The organism is Desulfoferrobacter suflitae, assembly GCF_022603395.1.
GTDB lineage: Bacteria > Desulfobacterota > Syntrophobacteria > Syntrophobacterales > Syntrophobacteraceae > Desulfoferrobacter > Desulfoferrobacter suflitae.
The window spans coordinates 442,252-465,142 of the sequence record NZ_JAIBKA010000004.1 but is presented as its reverse complement, the minus strand read 5'-3'; the positions used below and the strand labels follow the sequence as shown (position 1 = coordinate 465,142).

Here is a 22,891-nt window from a genome sequence, read left to right as displayed (position 1 = left end):
ATGAACGAGGGAACGGCTCTTGAATCAGACTCTTGAAAAAGTGGAAAAGTTACTAAGCCCCTGAAAGTATGACTTATAAAAGTCACAGCAAATATTCAAAACAGCAATATGCGTAAAATGTCAAGCAAAAACAATGTGAGAGCCTCTGGAACAGGTCCATCGAATACGGCATGGGAGTATTGGACGGTGTCGTTTTGCTCTTTCGTATTTTGCAGGAGCTGATTATACTAAAGATGCAGACCTAAACAGGGAGGCAAGACCATGGGCACTAAAACTTTCAAACCTTTGGCGGCAATCATTGCGGTGCTGTGCATGCTCCTTCTGGCAGTGCCGACGTATGCACGCAACCATTCCAAGGGAGCAGGAGGCCGGCCAAGCTACCGCAGTCATGGTCAGGGACCAAGGGGGAGCTACGCGCGGCCGTCCGCCATGCAGCAGGGACGATACGACAACCGCTACTACGGATCAAGCAGCGGCCACTATCGGGGCGCACCCAACAACCGCTACTACGGTCATCGATCCGGTTCCTACAAGGGGCACTACTATAAACCTTACGACAGACACCGTCATGACAGGTACTACAGACCATATTACAGGCCCTACGCGAGAGGCTACTACCGACCGTATTATCGGTATCCCTATTACGGTTACTATGGCTGGGGCAGCCCCTACTATTACCAACCCTACTATTACGCACCCTATTCGTGCTGGTATCCCGGTTGCCAACCGTTTTTTGCTCCGGGATTTTCATTTTTCTTTGGCTTTTAGGGCTGCGCTGCACACACTGGGGGCGGGGTTTTGACCCGGGTCGAAATCGCGCCGGCTGATCGACTGCCGCACCGCATCAAGTGCGTCGATACGGCTTGCCAAAGGGAACCCCGACCTGTTTGAGGATCAAACCGGCAATGCGCCGCTGCTGTTCTCCGTAAAATTTTATGTAGTGATAGACCGGCACCGGTTCATAGCCGCGGATGGTTTTGTGCTCTCCCCCGAAACCGGGATCCATCATGTCGAATCCATTTTTTATGGCAAACTCAATGGGATGGTAGTAACAAGTGACGAAATGCAGGAAGGGGACCTCTTGGTGGCATCCCCAGTAACGGCCGTATAGACTGCCTGCCTTGTGATAGAAAATGGCCAAAGCGATATTCTGATTCCCACGACGCGCAACGGAAAAGCTGCTCCTGTGGGAAAAGACTTGTCCCAGGAGGCGAAAAAACGTCGCATTTAAAAACGGGCGCAGCGCCGGTCCCATATGTTTTTCCCATGTCTGCTCGTAGAGCTGGTACATTTCATTGAAATATTCTCCGGGTGCTGTGGTGCCGGGCAGCATCTCCACTTCAATTCCGCTTTCTCGAATGGTGCGAATCTCCCTTTTGATTTTGGTTCTTCGGCTCGATTTGAAGGAGCCGAGATAGTCGTCAAAACTCGTGTAGGCGTGATTGAACCATGCGCAATAGTCGCTGCTCAGGCGGATGTATCCCCGTTGCGAAAGGAGTGAGTGGAGCACAGGCGCCGCCTGGTTCAAGAAATAGATCCTGGCGGTGGAAAGATTCTGTGTCTCACATCGGAAATCGATGTAGTCCAGCAGCATATTGCAGGCATCGGCATAGGACACTTCCGGGTGATGCAGAAACTGGTACCCCGGAACCGGAGTGAACGGAATGGTACCCACCAGACCGCGCTGAAACGGGAGACCGGTCAGTTCTCCTAAAAATTCGATCAACCCCCCGTCGCCGAACTCCACCCACGCGCGATCACGCTCGTAGAGCGGTGCCAGCGCCACCGGGCGGCGCCCGTCATAGGCCACGATGTGGCTGGGCTGGTAGCCCCTCTGGCGGGAAACCGAAGCCGACTTTTCCAGGCAGTAAAAATATTCCCATTCCATCATCGGGTTCGCAGTGACGGCCAGCTGATTCCACAACCGCCGGTCAATGTCTTCAACGCTGGAAAAGATTTCGAAATGCACTCCCATGATCGACAATTACCCTTGCACCGCATCCGCGCATATCATCTCGGCCAATGCCATTGTACATCATCTCGCACCGGCGGGCCACACTCCCGCCTGCAGCATAACGACCTGTGGAGACAAAGCACACCCCCTGCGGGGGCATTAGTCATTTTCCTTGTGCCATGTTCGCTGAATTTTATGCTATCATGGCCTCCAACAGAAAGATATAAACCAAGGAGAGTATTGCATGATTCCAAAGGAAACGCTTGGCAAAATTGACGGCAATCGAAAACGCTACGTCGAGGAGCTCCTGGAGTTTCTTCGCATACCGAGCGTCAGCACCTACAGCCGGCACGCCGTTGATGTGCGACGGGCGGCCGAGTGGGTTTTCAATCACCTAAAGCGCCTCGAGTTCCATACCAAACTGACTGAAACCGAACGTCATCCGGTGGTTTACGGCGAGCATTGCCCCTACCCCGACGGCCCCACCCTGCTCATTTACGGCCACTATGACGTGCAGCCCCCGGAGCCGCTGGAGGAATGGACCACTCCACCATTCACTCCATCGATCCGCGAAGGTTATGTGTACGCGCGTGGGGCCAGTGACGACAAGGGGCAGTTTTTCACCTACCTCAAGGCCATCGAGGCGGTCTTGGCCGTGTCGGGGAAACTGCCCATCAACGTCAAGGTGCTGGTTGAAGGCGAGGAGGAAATCGGCAGTCCCAACCTCGGTGCCTTTCTCAAGTCACACCAGGATCAGCTCAAGGCCAACGCCGTGGCCGTATCCGACAGCTCCCAGTTCGCCCAGGGTACCCCCGCCATAACCTACGGGTTGCGAGGTCTCTCCTATCTGCAATTGGATCTGCAGGGACCCAGAATCGATTTGCACTCGGGAAGCTTTGGCGGGCTGGTGGCCAACCCCCTGCAGGCCCTTTGCACGATGATCTCCGCATTGAAGAAGCCGGACGGCAGCATCGCCATCCCCAATTTCTATGCCGACGTGCTGCCTCTCGAGCAGTGGGAACGGGAAGAAATGGCGTCGCTCTCATTCGACGAAAACCAGCTGAAGGAATACCTGGGAGTCGAAGAATTGGTGGGAGAAGGGGATTACTCACCCATGGAGCGGAAGACCGCTCGCCCCACGCTCGACGTCAACGGCATATGGGGTGGGTTCTCCGGCGAGGGAGCCAAAACCGTCATACCTGCGAGGGCGGGAGCCAAGGTCAGCATGCGGCTGGTGCCCGATCAGAAGCCAAACGTCATAAACGCGCTCTTCAAGGACTACATCCGATCGCTGACCCCTTCCGGAGTACGAGTTCAGATCACCGAACTGCACGGCGCCGAACCGGTGCTGGTAACGCGCGATCAGGTCAGTGTCAAAGCCGCCGCCCGAGCCATTGAGACCGGTTTCGGCAAGGCACCGGTTTTCATTCGCGAGGGAGGATCGATCCCGATAGTGAATCTCTTTAAGGAAGTTCTGGGATTGGACAGTATCCTGCTTATGGGCTGGGGAAGTCCGGACGACGGAGCACATTCTCCCAACGAACGGTTTTCCCTGGAAGATTTCCACCGCGGGATCAGATCGGCTGCCGCTCTCTTCTACGAGTTGGCAGTCTGACCGCGGTCATTGAGATCTCCGTTAAGTACTTTCTTGGCCAAGTCGGCAAGTTCGCTGAACACAAAGGGCTTCATGACAAACTCACGAATGCCTATGGACTTGGCCATTTCCTGGTCCATCACCTCACTGAATCCGGTACACAGAATGATTGGCATTTCCGGCCGTATGCGGAGCATTTCCCTGGCCAGTTCGGCGCCCGTCATTTTCGGCATGGTCTGATCGGTGATGACCAGGCTGAACTGATCGGGCTGCAGCTGGAACGCTTTGAGGGCCTCCGGAGCACTTTTCTTGATGACGACTTCATAGCCCAGATACTCCAGCATCTGCTGGCCGGTGGTGAGAATAATGTCTTCATCGTCCACCAGCAAAATCCTTCCCAAATCTCTGCCTCGGGGCAGCTGAATGTTTGCCTGCGGTTCGTCAACAGCCGATCCGCGCACCACCGGAAAGTAGAGGCGGAAAGAGCTGCCCTTGCCCGGTTCGCTGTCCACTATGATGGCTCCCCCATGGCTCTTGACAGTTCCGTGAACCATGGCCAGTCCCATCCCGGTGCCTTCTCCCGGACCCTTGGTGGTAAAAAAAGGATCAAACATTCTCTCCATGGTGCCGGGATCCATACCGGTACCGGTATCGCTCACCATCAGTTCCACACACGGTCCGTCGGGCAATTCCAGGTTCCTGATGCGCGGGCAGGAATGAGCATCCACGCTGTGCAGGCTCACCTTCAGTACGCCGCCCTGGGCACGCATGGCATAGGACGCATTGGCACAAAGGTTCATGAGCACCTGATGAATTTGTGTTGGATCGGCGTTGACCATGGCCGATTCGGCGCGGATATCCTGCCGGATCTCAATGGTTGTGGGCAGGGAAGCACGCAGCAGTTTCAGGGCTTCTTTCACAATGAGACTCATGTTGAGCGGTTTCCTCACGTGCTCGCTTTGCCGGCTGAATGTGAGGATCTGCCTGACCAGGTCACGCGCTCGATTGCCCGCCTTCATGACCTGTTCCAGATTATGCCTCACCCGGTCGTCTTCGGGCACCTTATACAGCGCCATCTCCGCATTGCCGATGATGGCGGTGAGGATGTTGTTGAAATCATGGGCAATGCCCCCGGCCAGAGTGCCGATCGCTTCCATCTTCTGGGATTGCCGCAACTGGCCTTCGAGCCTTCGCCGTTCCGTATTGTCCACGATAAAGCCTTTGATCTCTATCAGTTCGCCGTCTCTGTCAAAGGTTCCGATGACGTTTTCCGTGGTGTGAATGATGGTGCCGTCGATGCGGCGGTATTCCGATTCATGGTTGATCAGCTTTTTTTCTGCCTTGAGCATTTCCAGAAAAATCTGGCGCTTCCTGAGATCGGTATAGACATCTTTGGCGTTTGCCTGCTTGGCCGCCGCCACCGAAGGAAAACCGAAAATTTCTGCGAAGGCCGGATTGCAGGCCACTATGTTCCCCTCCCGGTCGATGATGAAAGCGCCGGACAGGTCCTCCTCAAAAAATCTTCGGTACCTTTCCTCGCTTTCGGCCAGGGCAGCCTCAGCCCGCTTACGTTCGGCAATTTCTTTGAGCAGTTGCTGGTTTTTTTCTTCCACCTCCTGCTTGCTCTTGGCCGTTGCCTCCAGGTTGGCTCGCAGCATCAGGTTGCGTGAATTGGTTTTCCAGGCGTAAGCCATGCCCCCCAGAATAAACAAAGACAAGACCCCCATGGACAGGGGAAGCTTCCAGGGTGCCGTGGTTCCAAACACTTCCGCCGACGGGAAGAGGCTCACCAGTCGGAAGGGAGTATCCTCGATGGAAACGATACTCACCAAAATTCTTTCCCGTCTGCCCGTTCTGTCCTTGACATCAATGTCATGGATCCGGCCGGTTTCCAACTCTGCAAAATTGGGCAGGTAGGAGAACTGCATGGAGGGATCGGCTTCCCTGCGCAACAGTCTGCGGCCGTCGGAAGCGATGGTAAAGACCACTCGCCGCGAAAGACTGCCATCTACTCGTATCAAGTGATCATAAACCGTCTGCGGCCTGATCCAGGCAAGAATCTGCCCGGCATATTCACCCTTGAAAAAATAGGGGATCGTGGCCAAAACATGCAACGCTCCATGAAAATCTTTGACCAGGATGGCAGGGTCCTTTTGGGCCGGAGTCAAGAAAGGTTGCCAATCGCTTATATCGTCCAGTTCCGATTGATCCAGATAGCAGTCAACCAGCACCTCGCCCAAAATGTCGACGAATACAACGCGCGAATAGACACCGTCCCCGCCCAGTGTCTTTTCCTGCAGCAACCTTTCGAAAGCTTGGGAGATGCCGAGCAGACTCGCCCTCAGCCCGTATTCCATGGACATTCCGAGGGCCTTGTTTTCAAAAAAGATGGAAATCGCTCGACTCTTTTCCAAACCTCTTAAATCGTTCTTACGTTCCGAGTAAAAGTAGCTGACCGCCGTAGCACGCTTTTCACTGTCCTGGCTCAATTGTGCGAGGCTTGCCTTCTGAAGTTCCGCCTGGGATAGATAATGCGCAAAGAGCAGAAAGCCAATATAGGCGACCAATACGAAGTTCACCAAAGCCGCCGTTAAATTCAAGCTGGTGGAAGACATGCCCCGCAGGGACTTCATGCAGTTCTCCTGAATTTCTACTTCACCTCAAAGAACTCCGGGTAGTAGTTGAAGATCGCCGGGTAGTACTTTTCCACAATGCGGTTGTAGGTCCCATCGTGCACGCATTGTTTGAAAAACTCGTTGAAGGCCGCTCGCAATTCCGGTGAATTCTTGGAAAAGCCATATCCCATGTTTTGCATGGCCGAGACCGGTCCGATGATTTTTACTTTGCCGGGCCATTTTTCCACCGCCAGCAAAGCGTCCGCCACATCTTGAATAGTGCCGGTAGCCTCTCCGTTTATTACCGCCGGCACCAGTTCGTTGACACTGCCCTTGAACGACGTGCATACGGCCCCTGTTTTGTCCAATCCATAGAGAACGGGATCCAGGCAGGTATCGGCCATTCCCATGATCTCGCTGCCTTTCAGTTGCGCTTTAACCGCCGCAATGTCCTTTTCGACATCGCCCGAGGGTTGGATCGGATTGAGAGGAGCATCAGCGCGGGCAATCAACCAGACCTGATTGGGAAAGGTCGGTTCAGAATAATCAATCACTTTTTCACGCCACGGCAGGATGGTCAAACCGTTGGCCGCAATGTCCCCCTTGATCGGTACCTCGCCGATGATTTCCACCTCATCTCCAACGGGCCTGACTTTTTTGCCGGATAGATCGGGAATCACATCATCCCAGGTGGTCTGAACATATTCATAGCGGACCCCCAGATGTTCGGCGAACAGTTTCACCATTTCAACATCCAGTCCGTCCCCGCTGCCGGTGACAAAGTTGGCATAGGGAACCCCCAGATGACGGACAACCCCCTTTTCTTTGACCTCTTTCAGGTCGCCCGCCCACCCTGAGCCGGCAACGCCCATGACACACCAGAGGATCAGAATGTAACAGAAAATTGCACTTTGCCCCCAAGCCGTCCGCTTACTCTTCATTTCCTCTCCTTGTGATTGCATTGAGCCCGATAAAAAATAGTAAGGCCTACTCTCGTGCTGCACCCAAAATCCGCTCTTTCCGCAAAGATACATTTTCCTCCTGCGCATACGATGATCCACTCTGCAGGACCCGGAAGGGGCATTGCAACAATGCATAAGGTGGATTTCCGGCCGCGCCGCCACTGCCGCCGCTACAGAGGCAAAAGGATTGAGGTATCGGGCTACAGCGCGTTCCACCCCGTCAATTATTGCTCAACTCACTGCAATGTCAAACATTTTTTTGAGCTATTCCTTTAAATTTCATATAGTTACACTACAAGGCCAGGTTCGGCACCGTGTTCAGCATATAACTTCCTGAATTAACAACAAAAGTCAGATGGTGCGTGGGTGCGGGGCACCAATGAAGGACGACGGAGCAGAAAAAAATACATCCAATTTTTATACTCCCCCGTTGTCGATCGATGGTAACATAATTATTCATGGCAATGTACCGACAAAAACATTTCCTCCCGTTTTGCACAATTCAGCACGGCACTGCTGCCCGCACCGCAGTGCCAACGCTGTTCCTGGCGGGCAGAAAGGATTCCAGCATGAATCGGGAAACCCCTTTTGACGAATATCTCACTGCAACCGCAATCATTGACTGTGATCATCCAAAGGTCAGAGCATATGCGAAACGGGTGGCCGAGGCAGGCGAGGATCCCGTTGAACAGAGTGTCAAGCTTTATTCGGCGGTCAGAGATGGTATTCGCTACGACCCCTATGCACCGTTTTATTTGCCGGACCATTATCGTGCCAGCTATGTTCTCGAACGCGGCAAAAGCTTCTGCATTCCCAAGGCGGCGCTCCTCTGCGCTCTGGGGAGAGCATGTAGGATTCCCTCACGCATCGGATTCGCCACCGTTAAGAATCACCTGGCCACCAAGCAATTGATGGATTACCTGGGGAGCAACATATTCGTGTATCACGGTTTTGTGGAATTCCATCTGCGGGGGAAGTGGGTGAAAGCGACGCCGGCCTTCAATCGCGAGCTGTGTGAGAGGCACAACGTTGCGCCCCTGGAATTCAGCGGCCACGAGGATTCCCTGTTCCATCCCTACAATTCCGCCAATCAAAAGTATATGGAATACTTGGAATACCAGGGAACCTATGCGGATGTTCCGGTAGCCGAAATCCTTGAGGCATGGGAAAGGACATACGGCAAAGAACGGGTACAGAGCTGGATTGATATGCACAAGACACGCCGTGCAAGGGATTTACCCGATTTCGCAACAGAAGAGGTTGTGAGCGATTAGATGAAGACAGCGGCCATTGGCTCGAACGACCGAACTATCGAGTTGTGCCCGCCTGTGCGAGGAATTCCTTTGTTCAACACCACAAGGAGCCAATATGACCATACCCGGCAACCTCTTGACCACGGCCATGGCGGTCATGCCGCATCGCGACGTGGATCGTGCCATGGAAACGGCCCTTTCACTGGATATACCCTTCTGGCCGCAACTTCCCCATGTGAGCTACAACGAAGACATGTATGTTCAAGCATCCGAGCATTTCCCGGGGATCATCGTCGACCAGGAAAATCGCAAGCTGGGATTTTCTTCGGAAAAATTCGCCCGGGAAGTCGAGGAGTTCTTGTCGCATTTTGATGACCTGGACTATTTTGATATCAGTGAGGACTATTCGGTGGTCTATCACCGCTTCCTGCAGTTGGATTTGGCGAATCGAGCGGCCATCCGGGGGCAGCTGGAAGGCCCCGTCAGTTTCGGCTTCAATGTCATGGACGAGCACAATCGCCCCATCATTTTTGATGACTCGATCAGACCGTTGATGCTCGAATTCATGGCCCGGCGCGTCAATGTGCAGCTCAAACGTCTCAAAAGGCTCAATTCCAACGCCTTCATGTTTGTCGATGAGCCGGGCCTGCAGTTCGTTTTCAGCGCCATGTCCGGATATGACGATGTGTCGGCGAAACGCGACATGGAATCGTTTTTCTCGCTCATTGAAAGACCCCGGGGAGTGCACCTGTGCGGCAATCCGGACTGGGATTTTCTTTTGAAACTGGACATTGACGTGCTGTCGTTGGACGTCTACACCAACGGCGAGGTGTTTGTTTCTTACGCCGATTCCATTCGCCGGTTTCTGGAGCGCGGCGGTGTGCTGATCTGGGGGATCGTGCCCACCAATTTTGAACCCTTTGAAAGGGAGGAGCTGACATCCCTGGAAACACGACTCAAGAATCTTTGGAGAGATCTCGCCGGAAAGGGCATCGACCGGGACTTTCTTGTGTCGCGCAGCCTCCTGTCACCGGCAACTTGCTGCCTGGTCAACCCGGATGGTGAAGTTACGGTCGAAAGGGCTTTCCGCCTTGTCAAGACCCTCTCTCACAAGCTTCGCCAGGAATATGGCTTGACCTGAGAAGGCGTGGTTGGGAATTTTTCGCAGGGAAGAAAGGAACGTTGTGAATGAAAATGGTTGATCTGCGCTCCGACACCATCACCCGGCCAACGCCTGAAATGCGCAGGGCCATGGCTGACGCAGAGGTCGGAGACGACGTATTCGGCGAGGACCCCACCGTGAATCGCCTGGAAAGCATGGCCGCCCAACTGCTGGGCAAAGAAGCGGCACTGTTTGTTTCCAGCGGCACCATGGGAAACCTGGTGAGTCTCCTGACGCAATGCGGTCGCGGCGATGAAGTGATTCTGGGAGACCAGTCCCACATCTTTTTCTACGAACAGGGCGGCATGGCCGCCCTGGGAGGCATTCATCCGCGCACGGTCGCCAACCAGCCGGACGGGACCATGCTGCCTGAGGACATCGAGTACGCCGTCAGATCCGACAATATTCATTTTCCCCGCAGTCGGCTGATCGCCCTGGAAAACACGCACAACCGCTGTAATGGCTATCCCCTGGACCCGAGTTATCTGCGCACGGTAAAAGCTTTGGCGACACAATACCGGCTCAAGATCCACATGGACGGCGCTCGTATTTTCCACGCTGCCGCAGCGCTCGATGTGCCGGCCCGCGAGTTGGTAGCCATGGTGGACTCCGTCACATTTTGCCTGAGCAAAGGGCTGTGTGCACCGGTTGGCTCGGTGGTGTGCGGTTCCGCGGATTTTATCGGCGAAGCCAGAAGAACCCGCAAGGTACTCGGCGGAGGCATGCGCCAAGCGGGAGTTCTGGCCGCTGCGGGCATAGTCGCTTTGGAGCGGATGATCGGACGTCTGGCCGACGACCACCAGAATGCACGAAAACTGGCGGAGGGTCTGGCCGTATTCGATGACCTGTCAATCGACCTGGAGCGTGTTCGCACCAACATCGTATTTATCAATATCGCGCGCACTGACGTGACTCCGGTGGAACTGGCCCAAAAGCTCAAGCTGCAGGGGGTGCAGTTGCTGCCAACCGGTCCCCGCCAACTGAGGGCGGTGACCAACTACCATGTGGCAGAAGCTGACATCCATTACACGCTGGAGGCGTTCGGCAAAGCCCTGAGATAAGCCGAAATGCTGCAAAAGCCCGGGAGTGATCAAGTCTGGATGAAATAATGGCGGCATTCAACCGGCTATCTGTGTCTCACAATGGGGGAAAGTACCCCTTTCCAGCATTTGAGAGTTGCAAATGGTGAAAAGTTCCTTATGATATCCAACAGATCCAGGGTCATCTGAGTGTTTGAGACGCATAATGAATAATTCAAAAGGGGCTTTTGGCTACAGATTCTGGGCTGTTGTCCTGCTGGCAGGTATGGTTTTGGTAATCAGTGCCTGCGGGAGCAGACAGGTGCGCGCTCCCGAGCAAAGTCCGCCCGTTGCTGCTGCGCCTCCCGCTCCAGGGACTGCGGTGGCGGAGAAGTCGCTCACGCACATGATCGGCCCCAGAAGTGTGGTCCACGAAGTGGCGCCCCTCGAAACCGTTTGGCGCCTGTCCAAAATGTACGACGTTCCCATGAACAGCATCTACCACGCCAATGGTCTCAAGTCCGGAGACACCATTAAGATTGGCCAGAAACTGGTCATCCCCAACGCGAAGACACTGCGCAACGTCATCGCTTTGTATCCCAGCACCCAGTGGAAATACATCATCATTCACCACACTGCTACCGATATCGGAAACGCCATGCTCATCCACAAGTCACATCACGACCGCGGGTTCTGGTACGGGTTGGGCTATCATTTTCTGATCGACAACGGCACTCTGGGTAAAGGCGACGGGCAAATCGAGCAATCGCCGCGCTGGATCAAACAAATGAAGGGAGCTCACTGCAAGGCGGGAGGGATGAACTCCAAGGGCATCGGCATTGCCCTCGTCGGTAACTTCAACGAGGAATTCCCCACCCGGAAGCAGATGGATTCCCTGGCCTATCTGGTGAAGCTCCTGTGTGACCATTATCGTATACCTGCCAGCCGCATCATGGGGCATCGCGACGTCAACGGAGCGTGCACCGACTGCCCCGGAAAGCGCTTCCCATGGTCAGGCTTGCGGCAATGCCTGACGAACTATTGATGGGAGCCGCAATGGGGCGGCAATGGCGCTGTCACTGACTCGGTTGAGTGCCATGCCGAGTCCCCGCCTGTGGCGTAGGATTATTTGTGAAATATTGTTCTTTTTTCCAAAAGGTAGCATTATCCAGCTGTTGAAAGACAGCTTTAAGTCCTGCTGTAAGATGAAAGGAGTATCTAATTGATATTGCCATTTCCACCCGTTTCCTGTATAAATAATCGAGCTCGTGCTCTGAATCTGCTTCGGTAATACGAAGTTTCGCATTTAATGAGGAGGGTCCCATGAATGAACTCCTGGCACCGGGTGGCAGCGTAGAGATGGTCGAAGCGGTCTTCGCCCAAGGTGCCGACGCGGTCTATGTTGGCTCGAAAGGTTTTAGCCGCCGCAAGTGCGCCTGGGAACTGGAAGATTCGCAGATTCGCGAAGCGATTGAAGCCGCGAAACCCTATGCAGGAAAAGTACGTGTAGCCATCAATGCAGAAATACCCGAAGAAAAGTTTATGGTGCTCATGGGTAAGATCGCCAAGTATGCAGCCTGGGGAGTGGAGGGGATCATCGCCAAGACACCGGCCGCCATGCAGATGGTTGCGCAGAACTTCCCCGACCTCGTGATCCACGCCAGTGTGGGGTGCAACATCCAGACGCCGGCCCAGATGCTGGAATACAAGAATTATGGAGCGAGCCAAATAGTGGCCAGCACGGAAATTGATACGCTGCCCAAGCTGCGCGAGTTCAAGCAGGCGGCGGACGCAATCGGCGTTGCCACGGAAGTTCTGATCCACGGCAACCGCTGCGTGGGAGGAGTCGGCAACTGCGTTTTTCATGAGCTGATAGCCGATTCCTACATCAAAAAAATATATCATGATGAAGACGGCAATGAAATTGTAGAATATGAAGGTTGGCCGGATCGCAGCGGCAGTTGTTTTCGGCTCTGCCTGTTGACCGATGAGCAGCGGCGCAAGGTACTCAAACAAAGAGGCCGCAAGGAAGATGAGATTCAGGCCATCAATGCCCGCATTCGGCTGCATCCCAACGTGGCGTTCGCCATAAACGGCAAAGAACTCTGGGACTACATGGACCTGGGGCTGCACACCCTGAAGGTGCAAGGCAGAGAGTATCCAGTGGCCCTCATAGGCCGCATGATTGCAATTTACCGAGCGCTGATCACGGCCCATCAGGAAGGCAAGCCGCACGACGCTCCGCAGATCCTTGGAATACAGCGGGAACTGGATGAAATCGCCGGGGATCGGGACCGGGTGCGCCTGGAAAAAACCAGAGAACTGCACCACAACATCAAAGGTCTTTACGCACAGTAGCGCCGCATTTGCCGGTGTCCAGAGGCGGTTGCCCGCCCCTCGACACCGGCGTCTTGTTTTCAGCAGCCGAAAAACCCCTGCCAAGTCACAGGCTCTTGAGCACCGGCAGAGCGGCCCGGAAATCCGCGGTTCCGGCGCGATTCAGCAACTCGAACAGGATCATCTCGGTGGAGCTGATGACGGCCCCGGCCTTTTCCAGCCGGCGCAGGCCCACCTCCTTGTTCAGAGTACTCCTGGAGCTCACCGCATCAGAGGCCACATGCACCCGATAGCCCAGGCGCAGCGCATGCGCACCCGTATGGAACACGCATACGTGCGCTTCCAGACCGGCAAGCAGCAGTGTTCGCCTGTCGATTCTCTGCAACGCCCGCAAGATGGCTTCATTTTCAAGGCAGCTGAATTCCAGTTTCTTATAAACGTTCGGCTCGGAAACCTTGGAGAGCAGATGGGGGAGGAACCCTCCAAGCTTCTCCGGGTTGTGTTCGGAATAGACAATGGGAATGTCCATAATTTGAGCCAGATCGACGAGGGCCGAAGCATTTTTCTCGATCAAATCCGGCTGCACGCAGGGATCGAGCATCACTTTTTGAATGTCTACAAGCAACAAGACACAGTCGTTTTTATCCAGGAATTGCGCATATTGATTCATTTTGCGACCTTTCATTACCTGCCGGGGAAATGCCTGCATGGGCGGCTGCCTGAGCCAATCCCTGCAGAATCGAACAGCTTTTTTCCGATGGAAAGACCGGATTATGCTAATGCATTTTTTCCAAGTGTGGAAGAGCCGGCTGGCGCAACGGCTCAATATGGTTGAAAGGCACGGCGGCTTATGCTAGTGAATAGCAACCAACTATTCCAAGGTGGGAGGAGTGCTATGAATTGGGCGTGGCGGTTTGGAATGCTTGTTCTCACAGGGGTCCCTGCGATCGTTGGCGGGGGCGTGTTTTGGGCCATTTTTGGCAAATGGACTGCCGTTATCATCTGGGAAATCGTGCTTCTCTTTATTATGAGTGTGCTCATCTCGCGAGGCGACAAGAACCAGGCGGCTCACCACTGAGGAAGCGGTTTCCAGGAGCAGACGGTACAGCTTGCCTGGAGGTGAATCGATGGAATGTAAAAAAGAGGAACATCTAAAATACTGCAATTGCAGCTATGAACCCTGCTCGCGAAAAGGGGTGTGCTGCGAATGCCTGAGATACCACTTGCGAAGCCGCCAGCTGCCGGCCTGCTGCTTTCCGCAGGAAGCAGAAAGGACGTTTGATCGATCTTTCGAGCACTTTGCAAAATTGGTGGCGAGCAAACGAGTGTGATCAGCCGAAGGCCCCCAACTGAGCCGTCCGGTCTCTATTTTGTGCGGTGCTGACCGCCGCTTTGGCGGCCAGCATACCCGGCACCGCCGCAGCGGGGTCCTCAGATTTTTTTTTGCGGCCTGCCGGTATCGGCATCGGCGGCATACCCCGAGGCCCCCGCCCGCAAACTTCCGGCAGAAATTTGAGCTCCCTTCGATCTCCGCGAGGATCCCCATCGAGGTTTTGCTTGACTTTTGCAAACCCCTTTTTTACAAGTTTGCGTTTCGATTCATTTCACGGAAGCAACGGCCAGCGAGGAGTTTCATGGAATCTATTCAAGCCATCAAAGGCATGAATGATATTCTGCCCGACCAGATTCACTGGTGGCAACGGGTGGAGAACACGGCACGCTCTATTCTGGAAAATTTTGGCTATCGCGAGATTCGCACCCCCGTTCTGGAAAAGACCGAGCTTTTTTCCCGAAGCATCGGCGAGAACACCGACATCGTTGAAAAGGAAATGTATACCTTTGCAGATCGCAAAGGCGAATGGCTCACATTGCGCCCTGAAGCAACGGCCTCGATTGTCCGGGCTTTCATCCAACATAATCTGCAGGCCGATCCGCTCGCCAGAAAGTTCTACTCAACGGGCCCCATGTTCCGCTACGAACGTCCTCAAAAGGGCAGGTATCGCCAGTTCCACCAATTGGACGCCGAAGTGTTCGGCGTTGAAGATCCCATGCTCGATGCTGAATTGATGTACATGCTGAGGGTCTTTCTCGAACAGCTCGGCCTGTCCGGAGTGGTCTTGCACATTAATTCGCTGGGCTGCCCCGCCTGCCGTGCACCCTATCGATCACTGCTGCAGACATTTCTGCTGCAAAACCGGGCGACTTTTTGCTCCGACTGTCAACGTCGTCTGCATGTCAACCCACTGCGAGTTTTCGACTGCAAAGTGGAGCGTTGCCAAAAAATAATAGAAAACGCGCCCATGCTCCTCGACTCCATCTGTGAGGATTGCCGCGACCACTTCGCTGCGGTTCGTTCCTATCTGGACAGGCTGCAAACGGATTATGAGATTAATCCCCGCATGGTCCGCGGCCTGGACTACTACACGAGGACCACCTTCGAAATCATCACCGATCGGCTGGGCGCGCAAAATGCCGTGGGGGGCGGCGGCCGTTATGACGGATTGATGCGCGATCTGGGCGGCCCCGATCTATCCGGCATCGGGTTCGCCATCGGCATGGAACGGCTGATCCTCCTGCTGCAGCAACAGCGATCGGAACCCCAACGGTCGCCGCTCGTTTTCCTGGCAATCCTGGGAGATCAGGCGAAACAGGAGGGATTTCTCATCACTCAGCAGTTGCGTTCACACGGCATTGAAGCCGAGATGGATTATGCACGACACAGCCTGAAAAGCCAGATGCGGCGTGCGGATAAGCTGGCGGCCCATTATGTGGTGATCCTCGGAGACGAGGAAATGGCCGCAGGAGCAGCTCAGCTGCGTGATATGCAAAGCAAGCAACAGTCAAGCATTCCTCTGGACGGTCTTGTGCCATTGTTGAAAGAGATCATCCGGAACGGCGATGCCACCGCTGCGAAGAATTAATTTCGCTCCTGGAAGAGGAGGAATATCGAGTGAATCAGGTTGAATTGCCACAGGAGAGCCAAGCCACCGGTTTGTTGGCACTGGATTCCCTGGGAGACTGGGAAAAATCTCACGACTGCAACACCCTCGGACGTGAGCAATTATCCCAAACCGTTATTCTCATGGGCTGGGTTCAGCGCCGGCGTGACCACGGCGGCTTGATCTTCATCGACCTGCGCGACCGGGAAGGCATGACCCAGGTGGTGTTCGATCCTCAGCATGACGCGCAGGCGCACGAACGCGCCCACGCGCTGCGCAGCGAGTATGTGATCGCGATACGGGGAAACGTGCGGCTCCGTCCTGAAGGCATGACCAATCCCAAGTTGAAGACGGGAGCGATTGAAGTCATCGTCAAGCAGCTCAAAATACTGAATACGTCAAAGACCCCGCCCTTCCACATTGAGGACGATGTGGAAGTCAATGAAAACACCCGCCTCACCTATCGATACCTTGACTTGAGGCGGCCGGGGAATTTGCGGAACATGGTTTTGAGGCACCGCGCGGCGCAGCTGACCCGCAACTATTTCGCCGGCCACGGGTTCCTTGAAGTGGAAACGCCGGTGCTCACCAAGAGCACTCCCGAAGGAGCACGTGACTACCTGGTGCCAAGCCGGGTCAACCCGGGTAAATTCTATGCACTGCCGCAGTCGCCGCAAATCTTCAAACAGTTGCTGATGATGGCCGGATTCGAACGCTATTTTCAGATCGTCAAATGTTTCCGCGATGAAGATTTGCGCGCCGACCGTCAGCCGGAATTCACCCAGGTCGACCTGGAAATGTCCTTCGTCCGTGAAGAGACCATCTACCAGTTGATAGAAGCCTGGATTGCGCAGCTGTTTCAAGAGCTGCTCGGCATCGCGCCGCAGCTTCCCTTTGCGAGAATGACCTATGCCGAAGCCGTCAACCGGTTTGGAACGGACCGACCCGATCTACGCTTTGGGTTGGAATTGAGCGACATCACGGATTTGGTGGGAGCAACCGAGTTTCGGGTGTTCAAGCAGGCCGTCGAGCGCGGGGGGCTGGTGAAGGTGATCCGATTGCCCGGGGGCAGCAAGCTTTCCCGCAAGGATTTGGATGATCTCATCGAGTATGTAAAGGTTTTCGGCGCCCAGGGCATGGCCTGGATCAAGATCCAGCCCGACGGGTGGCAGTCGCCCATCGCCAAGTTTCTGCCCGACGCTGTGCGGGCAAAGCTTGTGGAGCGTCTGCACATCGAGACCGGGGACATCATCTTCTTTGTGGCCGATCAGAGTAAAATTGTGCATGATGCCCTGGGTAACCTGAGAGTTCGGCTTGCCGGTCAGTTGCAACTGATCGAGCCGCATACCTACAAACTGGTCTGGATAACCCACTTCCCCCTGCTGGAATGGGATCATGAAGAGAAGCGTTACACTTCGGTGCATCATCCTTTCACCGCACCCCTCGAAGAAGACCTGGAGTTACTCGATGAGAGACCGGAAAAGGTGCGCAGCAGAGCCTATGATTTGGTGCTGAATGGAACGGAAATCGGCGGAGGAAGCATTCGTATTCATCGGCAGGATATTCAGGAGCGCGTCTTCGCCGCCCTTGGTATAGACCGGGAAGAGGCGCAGGAAAAGTTCGGATTCTTGCTCGATGCACTGCAGTACGGCGCACCGCCTCACGGAGGAATTGCCTTCGGCTTTGACCGGCTGGTCATGCTGCTGAGCGGCTGTAGCTCGATCCGCGACGTCATTGCCTTCCCCAAGACTCAGAAAGCCACCTGCCTGATGAGCGGTGCACCAACCGAAGCGGAAATCGGACAGTTGTTGGAGCTCTGCTTGAAAATCGAGCAACGTGGAAGGAACTAATGCCATGGCCAGATGGAATCCGAAGAAAAGAGTTCTGGATCACGAACATTCCCAATTCTGGCAATATCAGCTGATCGACCTGGAGGAACCCAATCTCATGCGGGAAATTTTTCCGTACGACGAAGTTCCCAGGATAGACTTTGATCATAAGCTGCTGCCCATCGATCCGGCAGAAGATATCTTTATCACCGACACGACATTTCGCGACGGCCAACAGGCCCGCCCTCCCTACACCGTGAAGCAGATCGAAATCATCTTCGATTTCCTGCATCGACTATCCGGCCCGCATGGGGTCATCCGCCAGTCGGAATTTTTTCTCTACACCGAGAAGGACCGGCAGGCGCTCGATGCGTGCCGCGCCAAAGACTGGCGGTACCCGGAGATCACCGGCTGGATTCGCGCCGTCGAACAGGACCTGCAACTGGTGGCGGATGCCGGTCTGAAAGAAACGGGGATTCTGACCTCCGTTTCCGACTATCACATCTTTCTGAAATTGAAGCTGGACCGCAGGACCGCCCTGAAAAAGTACCTGAACATTGTCAGGGCGGCTCTCGACAAAGGAATCACCCCGCGCTGCCATTTCGAAGACATAACCAGAGCCGATATTTACGGCTTTTGCATTCCCTTTGCCTTGGAGTTGATGCGGCTGCGGGAGGAAAGCGGCAGCGATATCAAGATTCGTCTGTGCGACACGCTCGGTTTCGGTATCACCTATCCGGGCGCGGCATTACCGCGCAGTGTTCCCAAGCTGGTGCGCGCGTTTATCGACGATGCCGGAGTTCCCGGCCAGCTGCTTGAGTGGCACGGCCACAACGATTTTCACAAGGTCCTCACCAATGCCGCCAGCGCGTGGCTGTATGGATGCAGTGGGGCCAACGGCACGTTGCTCTGTTTTGGGGAAAGGACGGGCAATGCGCCGATCGAGGGCCTCATCATGGAATACATTGGACTGAAGGGCGACCAGAGCGGCATCGACACCACGGCCATCACTGATGTGGCCGAGTATTTCCAGCGGGAGCTCGGCGTTCGCATTCCACCCAACTATCCTTTTGCGGGGGAAGAATTCAATGCCACCCGGGCGGGAATTCATGCCGACGGATTGGTGAAAGATGAAGAAATATACAACATTTTCAACACGCTGAAGCTGCTCAAACGCCCCATCAGCATCATCATCACCGACAAGTCCGGCGTTTCCAGCATCGCCTACTGGGTCAATATCCGTCTCCGCCTGGAAGGGGACAAGCGGCTCGACAAGCGCCACCCGGGAATCGTCAAGATGCACAAGCGGGTCATGCGCGAGTACGAACAGGGGCGCAACACGTCGATCTCCAATGAAGAATTGGAGCGCTGGGCAAGGAGATATCTGCCCGAGTACTTTGTCAGCGAATTCGATCTGCTCAAGCAGAAAGCCCATGCCCTGGCCGCTCATCTGGTGGAAGAGGTGGTCGAAAGCGATGCCGTAAAAAGCATGGATGCGGGGCGCCAGGAACCGGTCCTGCAGACTTTGCTGGATCTCAACCCATTTATCCAGTACATTTATGTCACGGATAACGAGGGGCTCAAGGTCACGCGCAACATCACCCACATCGTGGATAAGGCCAAATACGAAAGCGCCAAAGTGGGTGAGGATCTCTCCGACCGTCCATGGTTCACCGAGCCCCTGAGAGACGGTAAGGTGCACGTTACGGACTTCTATACATCGCGTTACACGGGGGCCCTGTGCATTACGGTTTCGGCTCCGATTCGCAACGAGCTGGAAGAAATCGTGGGAATCCTGGGCATCGATATTCGTTTTGAAGACCTCGCCAAGATGGAAGAAAACGGCGATATGTGAGAGACCGGCTGCTGCACAATAAGAGAGTCCAGTGAGAGGGCCTTTACCAAGATACCTGGGAATCTGGCTGATGGTATTCGTTCTTCCGGCCGGTTGTGCCAAGAAGGCGCCTCCCCCTCCACGGGAACCGGGAATTGCGCCGCCCGCCGCCGCGGCGCCGGCCCTCCGCAGCCAGAGACCGTATAAGATCAACGGCGTCTGGTACTATCCCCTGCCCTCTGCGGAAGGATACGTCGAAGAGGGTCTTGCCAGCTGGTATGGATCCGATTTCCATGGAAAACCCACCGCTTGCGGAGAACCTTACGACATGCACGCCATGACCGCCGCACACAAGACTCTGCCCCTCGGCACCTACGTGAAGGTGACCCATGTGGAGGATGGCAATGCCGTCATCGTCCGGGTCAATGACCGTGGCCCGTTCGTCGCCGGCAGAATCATCGATCTCTCGCAACAGGCATCCCAGGCACTCGGCATCAAAGGAAAGGGGCTGGCTCAGGTGCGGGTCGAAGCCGTTGAAGTGGCCTCAGAGAAGCGTATCGGATCGAATACCTACTGGAAGGTCAACCCCATGCGTTCCCTGCGTTACGGAGAATTTGCCATTCAGATAGGATCTTTCAAGGAACCGGCCAATGCCTATCGGCTCAAACAAAACATGCTTGCCGCTTATCCCAGAATACAAATTCTTCCCTTCAATCACCAGGGAGAAACCTTCTATCGCGTGCAAGTGGGCTCGTATCAAGACTTGCTGATTGCTCGCCGGGAAATGGACAAATTACGTCAAAAAGGCTTTGGGGATTGCTTCGTCATAGCCATGGAGGGCCAATAGTTTGCTGCACATCGTTCGCTATCCGTCCAGTGAGGCCGATGCCAGGCTGGGCCAAATCGCCGGCCGCCGGAGCGGAGACGATCCCGCACTGGAAAAACAGGTCATGCATATGATAGACACCGTCCGCCGTGACGGAGATCAAGCGCTGCTGAGCTTCACCAGACGATTTGACTCGCCCGGCTTCAGTTTGCAGCAGTTGACGGCGGATGAGAATGAATTCGAGTCGGCCGGCAAAGAGGTCGACGCGGAATTTTTTGCTGTCCTGCAGACAGCCATCGACAACATTCGCGACTTTCACCAGAAACAGTTGCGTCATTCATACTTTTCAACCAGTCCTGACGGTTCATTTCTCGGACAAATGGTCAGGCCGGTGGATTCGGCAGGGCTGTACATCCCCGGAGCCAAGGGAGGCGAAACTCCACTGATTTCGTCCATCCTGATGAACGGTATTCCGGCAAAGCTGGCGGGGGTGGAAGACATTGCCATGGTCACGCCGCCGAGACGCGACGGCAGTATTAACCCGCACTTGCTGGTGGCCGCCCGGGAAGTCGGCATCAGCCGCGTCCACAAGATAGGCAGTGCCTGGGCGATTGCTGCTCTGGCATACGGAACGGCTGCGGTAGCACCTGTAGACGTCATCGTCGGCCCCGGCAACATGTATGTGACCCTGGCCAAGAAAATCGTCGCGGGAATGGTCGGAATCGACTTGCTGGCCGGCCCAAGTGAAATTCTGGTTGTGGCTGATTCCAGCGCGCAGCCCGATTTCATTGCAGCCGACCTGCTCAGCCAGGCGGAGCACGACCCGATGGCCAGTGCCATCCTGATCACTACCGATGCACAAATGGCCGAATGGGTAAACGGGAGCCTTAAAGATCAGATACGCCATCTCCCGCGCAAAGAGACGGCTCAAAAAGCCTTGCGCCAGTATGGCGTCATCTTCCTGGTGAGTCACCTTGAGGAAGCGGTCCGGTTGGCGAACCGCATCGCACCCGAGCATCTGGAACTGTTAATCGAGGATCCCTGGTCCTGCCTCGGCAAGATCAAACATGCCGGTGCCATATTCATCGGCAATTACACTCCCGAACCCGTCGGCGACTACATTGCAGGCCCCAATCACGTTCTGCCCACTGCCGGTACCGCTCGATTTGCTTCGGCCCTCGGCGTGGAAAACTTCATGAAGCGCACCAGCGTGATCTCCTACTCCAGGGAAGCCCTCCTGCGTGACGCACCTGCCATCATGCGCTTGGCCGAATTGGAGGGCTTGGAGGCGCACGCCGCATCCATCAGAGTACGTATGGCAAACCTGAACAGAGGACTCAACAGCTGACCCGGACCCTCATCGCTGCGAGGTGCTGTCAACCACCCAGTTGAGGTAATCGGGCAGCCCCTTTACAATGGGCAATGCGACGATCTCCGGCACCTCATAGGGGTGAAGTTGACGAATACGGCTTTGCAGGGAATCGTACAAAGAAGCCGGGGTTTTCATCACCAGCAGCACTTCCTGCTCCTCACAGACCTCTTCTTTCCACCAGTAGATAGAGCGAACTTGGGGAATCATATTGACGCATGCCACCAGTTTCTCCTCCACCAGGGCGCGACCGAGCGCCAACCCATCATCCGGATTGCCTACGGTAACAAAAACAGTCATTATTTCTGCCATGATCTGATACTCCCGTTGATGCCCATTGGAAATAGTCCTGATAAAATTACAACAGTAACTCTCCAATGATACTTGTTAAGGAAAGAAACATCTGATGCTTAACCTGTATAGTAATAAGCAAACGACTTGCTTGCATAAAATTTTCTAATGCCATTCAACCCCGCGGGGGTGAATTGTTCCAATGCTGAACAGGACTCAACGCAAGACATTATGGATGGGGATACAACTGGGTGCCGTACTTCTGGTGCTGGCAGCAGGCTGGGCTTGCAACCAGGGATTGCCCTCCGTGAGCGATCTTCCCGATGAGGAGAAGAAGCGGATCGTTTATGACATGTACGCACGATACCGGGAAGAATCTTTCCCGGATGTTCCGCAGATGAGCCCACATGAGGCGATGGAGCTCATGCAGCGTGGAAGGGCCGTGTTCGTCGACGTTCGTACTCCACGCGAGCGCCGTGTTTCAATGTTGGCCGGGGCTGTTTCGCTGCAGGAGCTATACGCAGACCTGGACAACTACCGGGACAAAATCATTATCAGCTATTGCACCATAAGCTACCGAAGTGCCGGAGTGACCCGCGAGCTCGCAGGAAAGGGCTTTACAGCGTACAACTTGGCGGGAGGGTTGTTGGCCTGGGTCCTTGAGGGGGGTGAAATTCACGATTCCTCAGGAATCACCCGGCGTCTCCACGTCTACGGGGAAAAGTGGAATTACCCGGCGCAGGGCTATACGGCTGTCTGGTAGGCCGGCAGGCGACCCATTGGCCACCGTGACCCGCGGCCGGCTTGTAAAGCGACAGGGTTTGGACTATGATCGCCGTTCCAATGACAAAATGCGTGCATATCAGAGACGAAAACTCGAAACGAATCACGCCAAGGCCCGCCCTTT

Annotated in this window: 21 protein-coding genes; 15 read left to right on the top strand and 6 right to left on the bottom strand. The window is 54.9% G+C overall.

The genetic code is table 11. From position 1 onward, the window contains the following. Nucleotides 1-261: 261 nt before the first annotated feature. Entirely contained in the window at nt 262-768 is a 507-nt protein-coding gene (locus K1V27_RS09640; RefSeq protein ID WP_258929780.1) for a hypothetical protein, read from the top strand. 76 nt (nt 769-844) lie between these two features. On the opposite strand, the gene K1V27_RS09635 is transcribed toward K1V27_RS09640, so the two are convergent. Further along, on the bottom strand, nt 845-1,975 hold the full coding sequence (locus K1V27_RS09635) for a GNAT family N-acetyltransferase (RefSeq protein ID WP_258929779.1): 1,131 nt from the start codon (nt 1,973-1,975) through the stop codon (nt 845-847). 223 nt (nt 1,976-2,198) lie between these two features. Here K1V27_RS09635 and K1V27_RS09630 point away from each other — a divergent pair, with 223 nt between their 5' ends. After that, complete coding sequence (locus K1V27_RS09630) at nt 2,199-3,569, top strand: dipeptidase (RefSeq protein ID WP_258929778.1); 1,371 nt, start codon at nt 2,199-2,201, stop codon at nt 3,567-3,569. Here the strand turns inward: K1V27_RS09630 and K1V27_RS09625 are convergent. Both K1V27_RS09625 and K1V27_RS09620 read right to left on the bottom strand, forming a co-directional pair. After that, nucleotides 3,551-6,181, bottom strand: a complete 2,631-nt coding sequence (locus K1V27_RS09625) for a hybrid sensor histidine kinase/response regulator (RefSeq protein WP_258929777.1) — start codon at nt 6,179-6,181, stop codon at nt 3,551-3,553. The two genes, K1V27_RS09630 and K1V27_RS09625, sit on opposite strands and share 19 nt — an antisense overlap. Before the next feature lie 17 nt (nt 6,182-6,198). After that, nucleotides 6,199-7,104: a transporter substrate-binding domain-containing protein gene (locus K1V27_RS09620; protein WP_258929776.1), complete on the bottom strand. Its 906-nt coding sequence runs from the start codon at nt 7,102-7,104 to the stop codon at nt 6,199-6,201. A 590-nt stretch (nt 7,105-7,694) separates the two neighbouring features. Between K1V27_RS09620 and K1V27_RS09615 the strand changes: the two genes are divergently transcribed. From K1V27_RS09615 to K1V27_RS09595, 5 genes are all read left to right on the top strand, one after another. Next, the gene (locus K1V27_RS09615) at nt 7,695-8,399 is read left to right on the top strand and encodes a transglutaminase-like domain-containing protein (protein ID WP_258929775.1); all 705 of its coding nucleotides are present in this window, start codon (nt 7,695-7,697) and stop codon (nt 8,397-8,399) included. Between the two features lie 94 nt (nt 8,400-8,493). Continuing rightward, the gene (locus tag K1V27_RS09610) at nt 8,494-9,519 is read left to right on the top strand and encodes a uroporphyrinogen decarboxylase/cobalamine-independent methonine synthase family protein (RefSeq protein WP_258929774.1); all 1,026 of its coding nucleotides are present in this window, start codon (nt 8,494-8,496) and stop codon (nt 9,517-9,519) included. Between the two features lie 47 nt (nt 9,520-9,566). Then, complete coding sequence (gene ltaE, locus K1V27_RS09605) at nt 9,567-10,601, top strand: low-specificity L-threonine aldolase (RefSeq protein WP_258929773.1); 1,035 nt, start codon at nt 9,567-9,569, stop codon at nt 10,599-10,601. Nucleotides 10,602-10,785: 184 nt separating this feature from the next. After that, on the top strand, nt 10,786-11,604 hold the full coding sequence (locus K1V27_RS09600; protein WP_258929772.1) for an N-acetylmuramoyl-L-alanine amidase: 819 nt from the start codon (nt 10,786-10,788) through the stop codon (nt 11,602-11,604). Nucleotides 11,605-11,882: 278 nt separating this feature from the next. Beyond that, nucleotides 11,883-12,917 carry a peptidase U32 family protein gene (locus K1V27_RS09595; protein WP_258929771.1) on the top strand — a complete coding sequence of 345 codons (1,035 nt, stop codon included), beginning with the start codon at nt 11,883-11,885 and terminating at the stop codon, nt 12,915-12,917. An 85-nt stretch (nt 12,918-13,002) separates the two neighbouring features. On the opposite strand, the gene K1V27_RS09590 is transcribed toward K1V27_RS09595, so the two are convergent. Beyond that, nucleotides 13,003-13,566 carry an isochorismatase family protein gene (locus tag K1V27_RS09590; protein WP_258929770.1) on the bottom strand — a complete coding sequence of 188 codons (564 nt, stop codon included), beginning with the start codon at nt 13,564-13,566 and terminating at the stop codon, nt 13,003-13,005. Between the two features lie 225 nt (nt 13,567-13,791). Here K1V27_RS09590 and K1V27_RS09585 point away from each other — a divergent pair, with 225 nt between their 5' ends. Both K1V27_RS09585 and K1V27_RS09580 read left to right on the top strand, forming a co-directional pair. Then, nucleotides 13,792-13,974 (top strand): hypothetical protein, encoded by a 183-nt coding sequence (locus K1V27_RS09585; protein ID WP_258929769.1) that lies wholly within the window; start codon nt 13,792-13,794, stop codon nt 13,972-13,974. 49 nt (nt 13,975-14,023) lie between these two features. Then, entirely contained in the window at nt 14,024-14,227 is a 204-nt protein-coding gene (locus K1V27_RS09580) for a DUF6485 family protein (RefSeq protein WP_258929768.1), read from the top strand. On the opposite strand, the gene K1V27_RS09575 is transcribed toward K1V27_RS09580, so the two are convergent. Continuing rightward, entirely contained in the window at nt 14,228-14,362 is a 135-nt protein-coding gene (locus K1V27_RS09575; RefSeq protein ID WP_258929767.1) for a hypothetical protein, read from the bottom strand. A gap of 168 nt (nt 14,363-14,530) precedes the next feature. Here K1V27_RS09575 and hisS point away from each other — a divergent pair, with 168 nt between their 5' ends. From hisS to hisD, 5 genes are read left to right on the top strand one after another with little or no spacing between them, the layout of a single operon-like run. Further along, nucleotides 14,531-15,817 (top strand): histidine--tRNA ligase, encoded by a 1,287-nt coding sequence (gene hisS, locus K1V27_RS09570; RefSeq protein WP_258929766.1) that lies wholly within the window; start codon nt 14,531-14,533, stop codon nt 15,815-15,817. Nucleotides 15,818-15,846: 29 nt separating this feature from the next. Then, on the top strand, nt 15,847-17,685 hold the full coding sequence (gene aspS, locus K1V27_RS09565; protein ID WP_309574006.1) for an aspartate--tRNA ligase: 1,839 nt from the start codon (nt 15,847-15,849) through the stop codon (nt 17,683-17,685). Nucleotides 17,686-17,689: 4 nt separating this feature from the next. Next, a complete protein-coding gene (locus K1V27_RS09560) occupies nt 17,690-19,519 on the top strand; it encodes a triose-phosphate isomerase (protein WP_258929765.1) in 1,830 nt (609 codons plus the stop codon). A gap of 31 nt (nt 19,520-19,550) precedes the next feature. Beyond that, complete coding sequence (locus tag K1V27_RS09555; protein WP_258929764.1) at nt 19,551-20,345, top strand: septal ring lytic transglycosylase RlpA family protein; 795 nt, start codon at nt 19,551-19,553, stop codon at nt 20,343-20,345. Nucleotide 20,346: 1 nt separating this feature from the next. Beyond that, a complete protein-coding gene (gene hisD, locus K1V27_RS09550) occupies nt 20,347-21,672 on the top strand; it encodes a histidinol dehydrogenase (protein WP_258929763.1) in 1,326 nt (441 codons plus the stop codon). A 9-nt stretch (nt 21,673-21,681) separates the two neighbouring features. Here hisD and cutA read toward each other — a convergent pair whose 3' ends face one another. Next, complete coding sequence (gene cutA / locus K1V27_RS09545) at nt 21,682-22,005, bottom strand: divalent-cation tolerance protein CutA (protein WP_258929762.1); 324 nt, start codon at nt 22,003-22,005, stop codon at nt 21,682-21,684. Between the two features lie 181 nt (nt 22,006-22,186). On the opposite strand from cutA, the gene K1V27_RS09540 reads away from it, so the two are divergent. Next, nucleotides 22,187-22,747, top strand: a complete 561-nt coding sequence (locus K1V27_RS09540; RefSeq protein WP_258929761.1) for a rhodanese-like domain-containing protein — start codon at nt 22,187-22,189, stop codon at nt 22,745-22,747. The last annotated feature ends 144 nt before the right edge of the window (nt 22,748-22,891 follow it).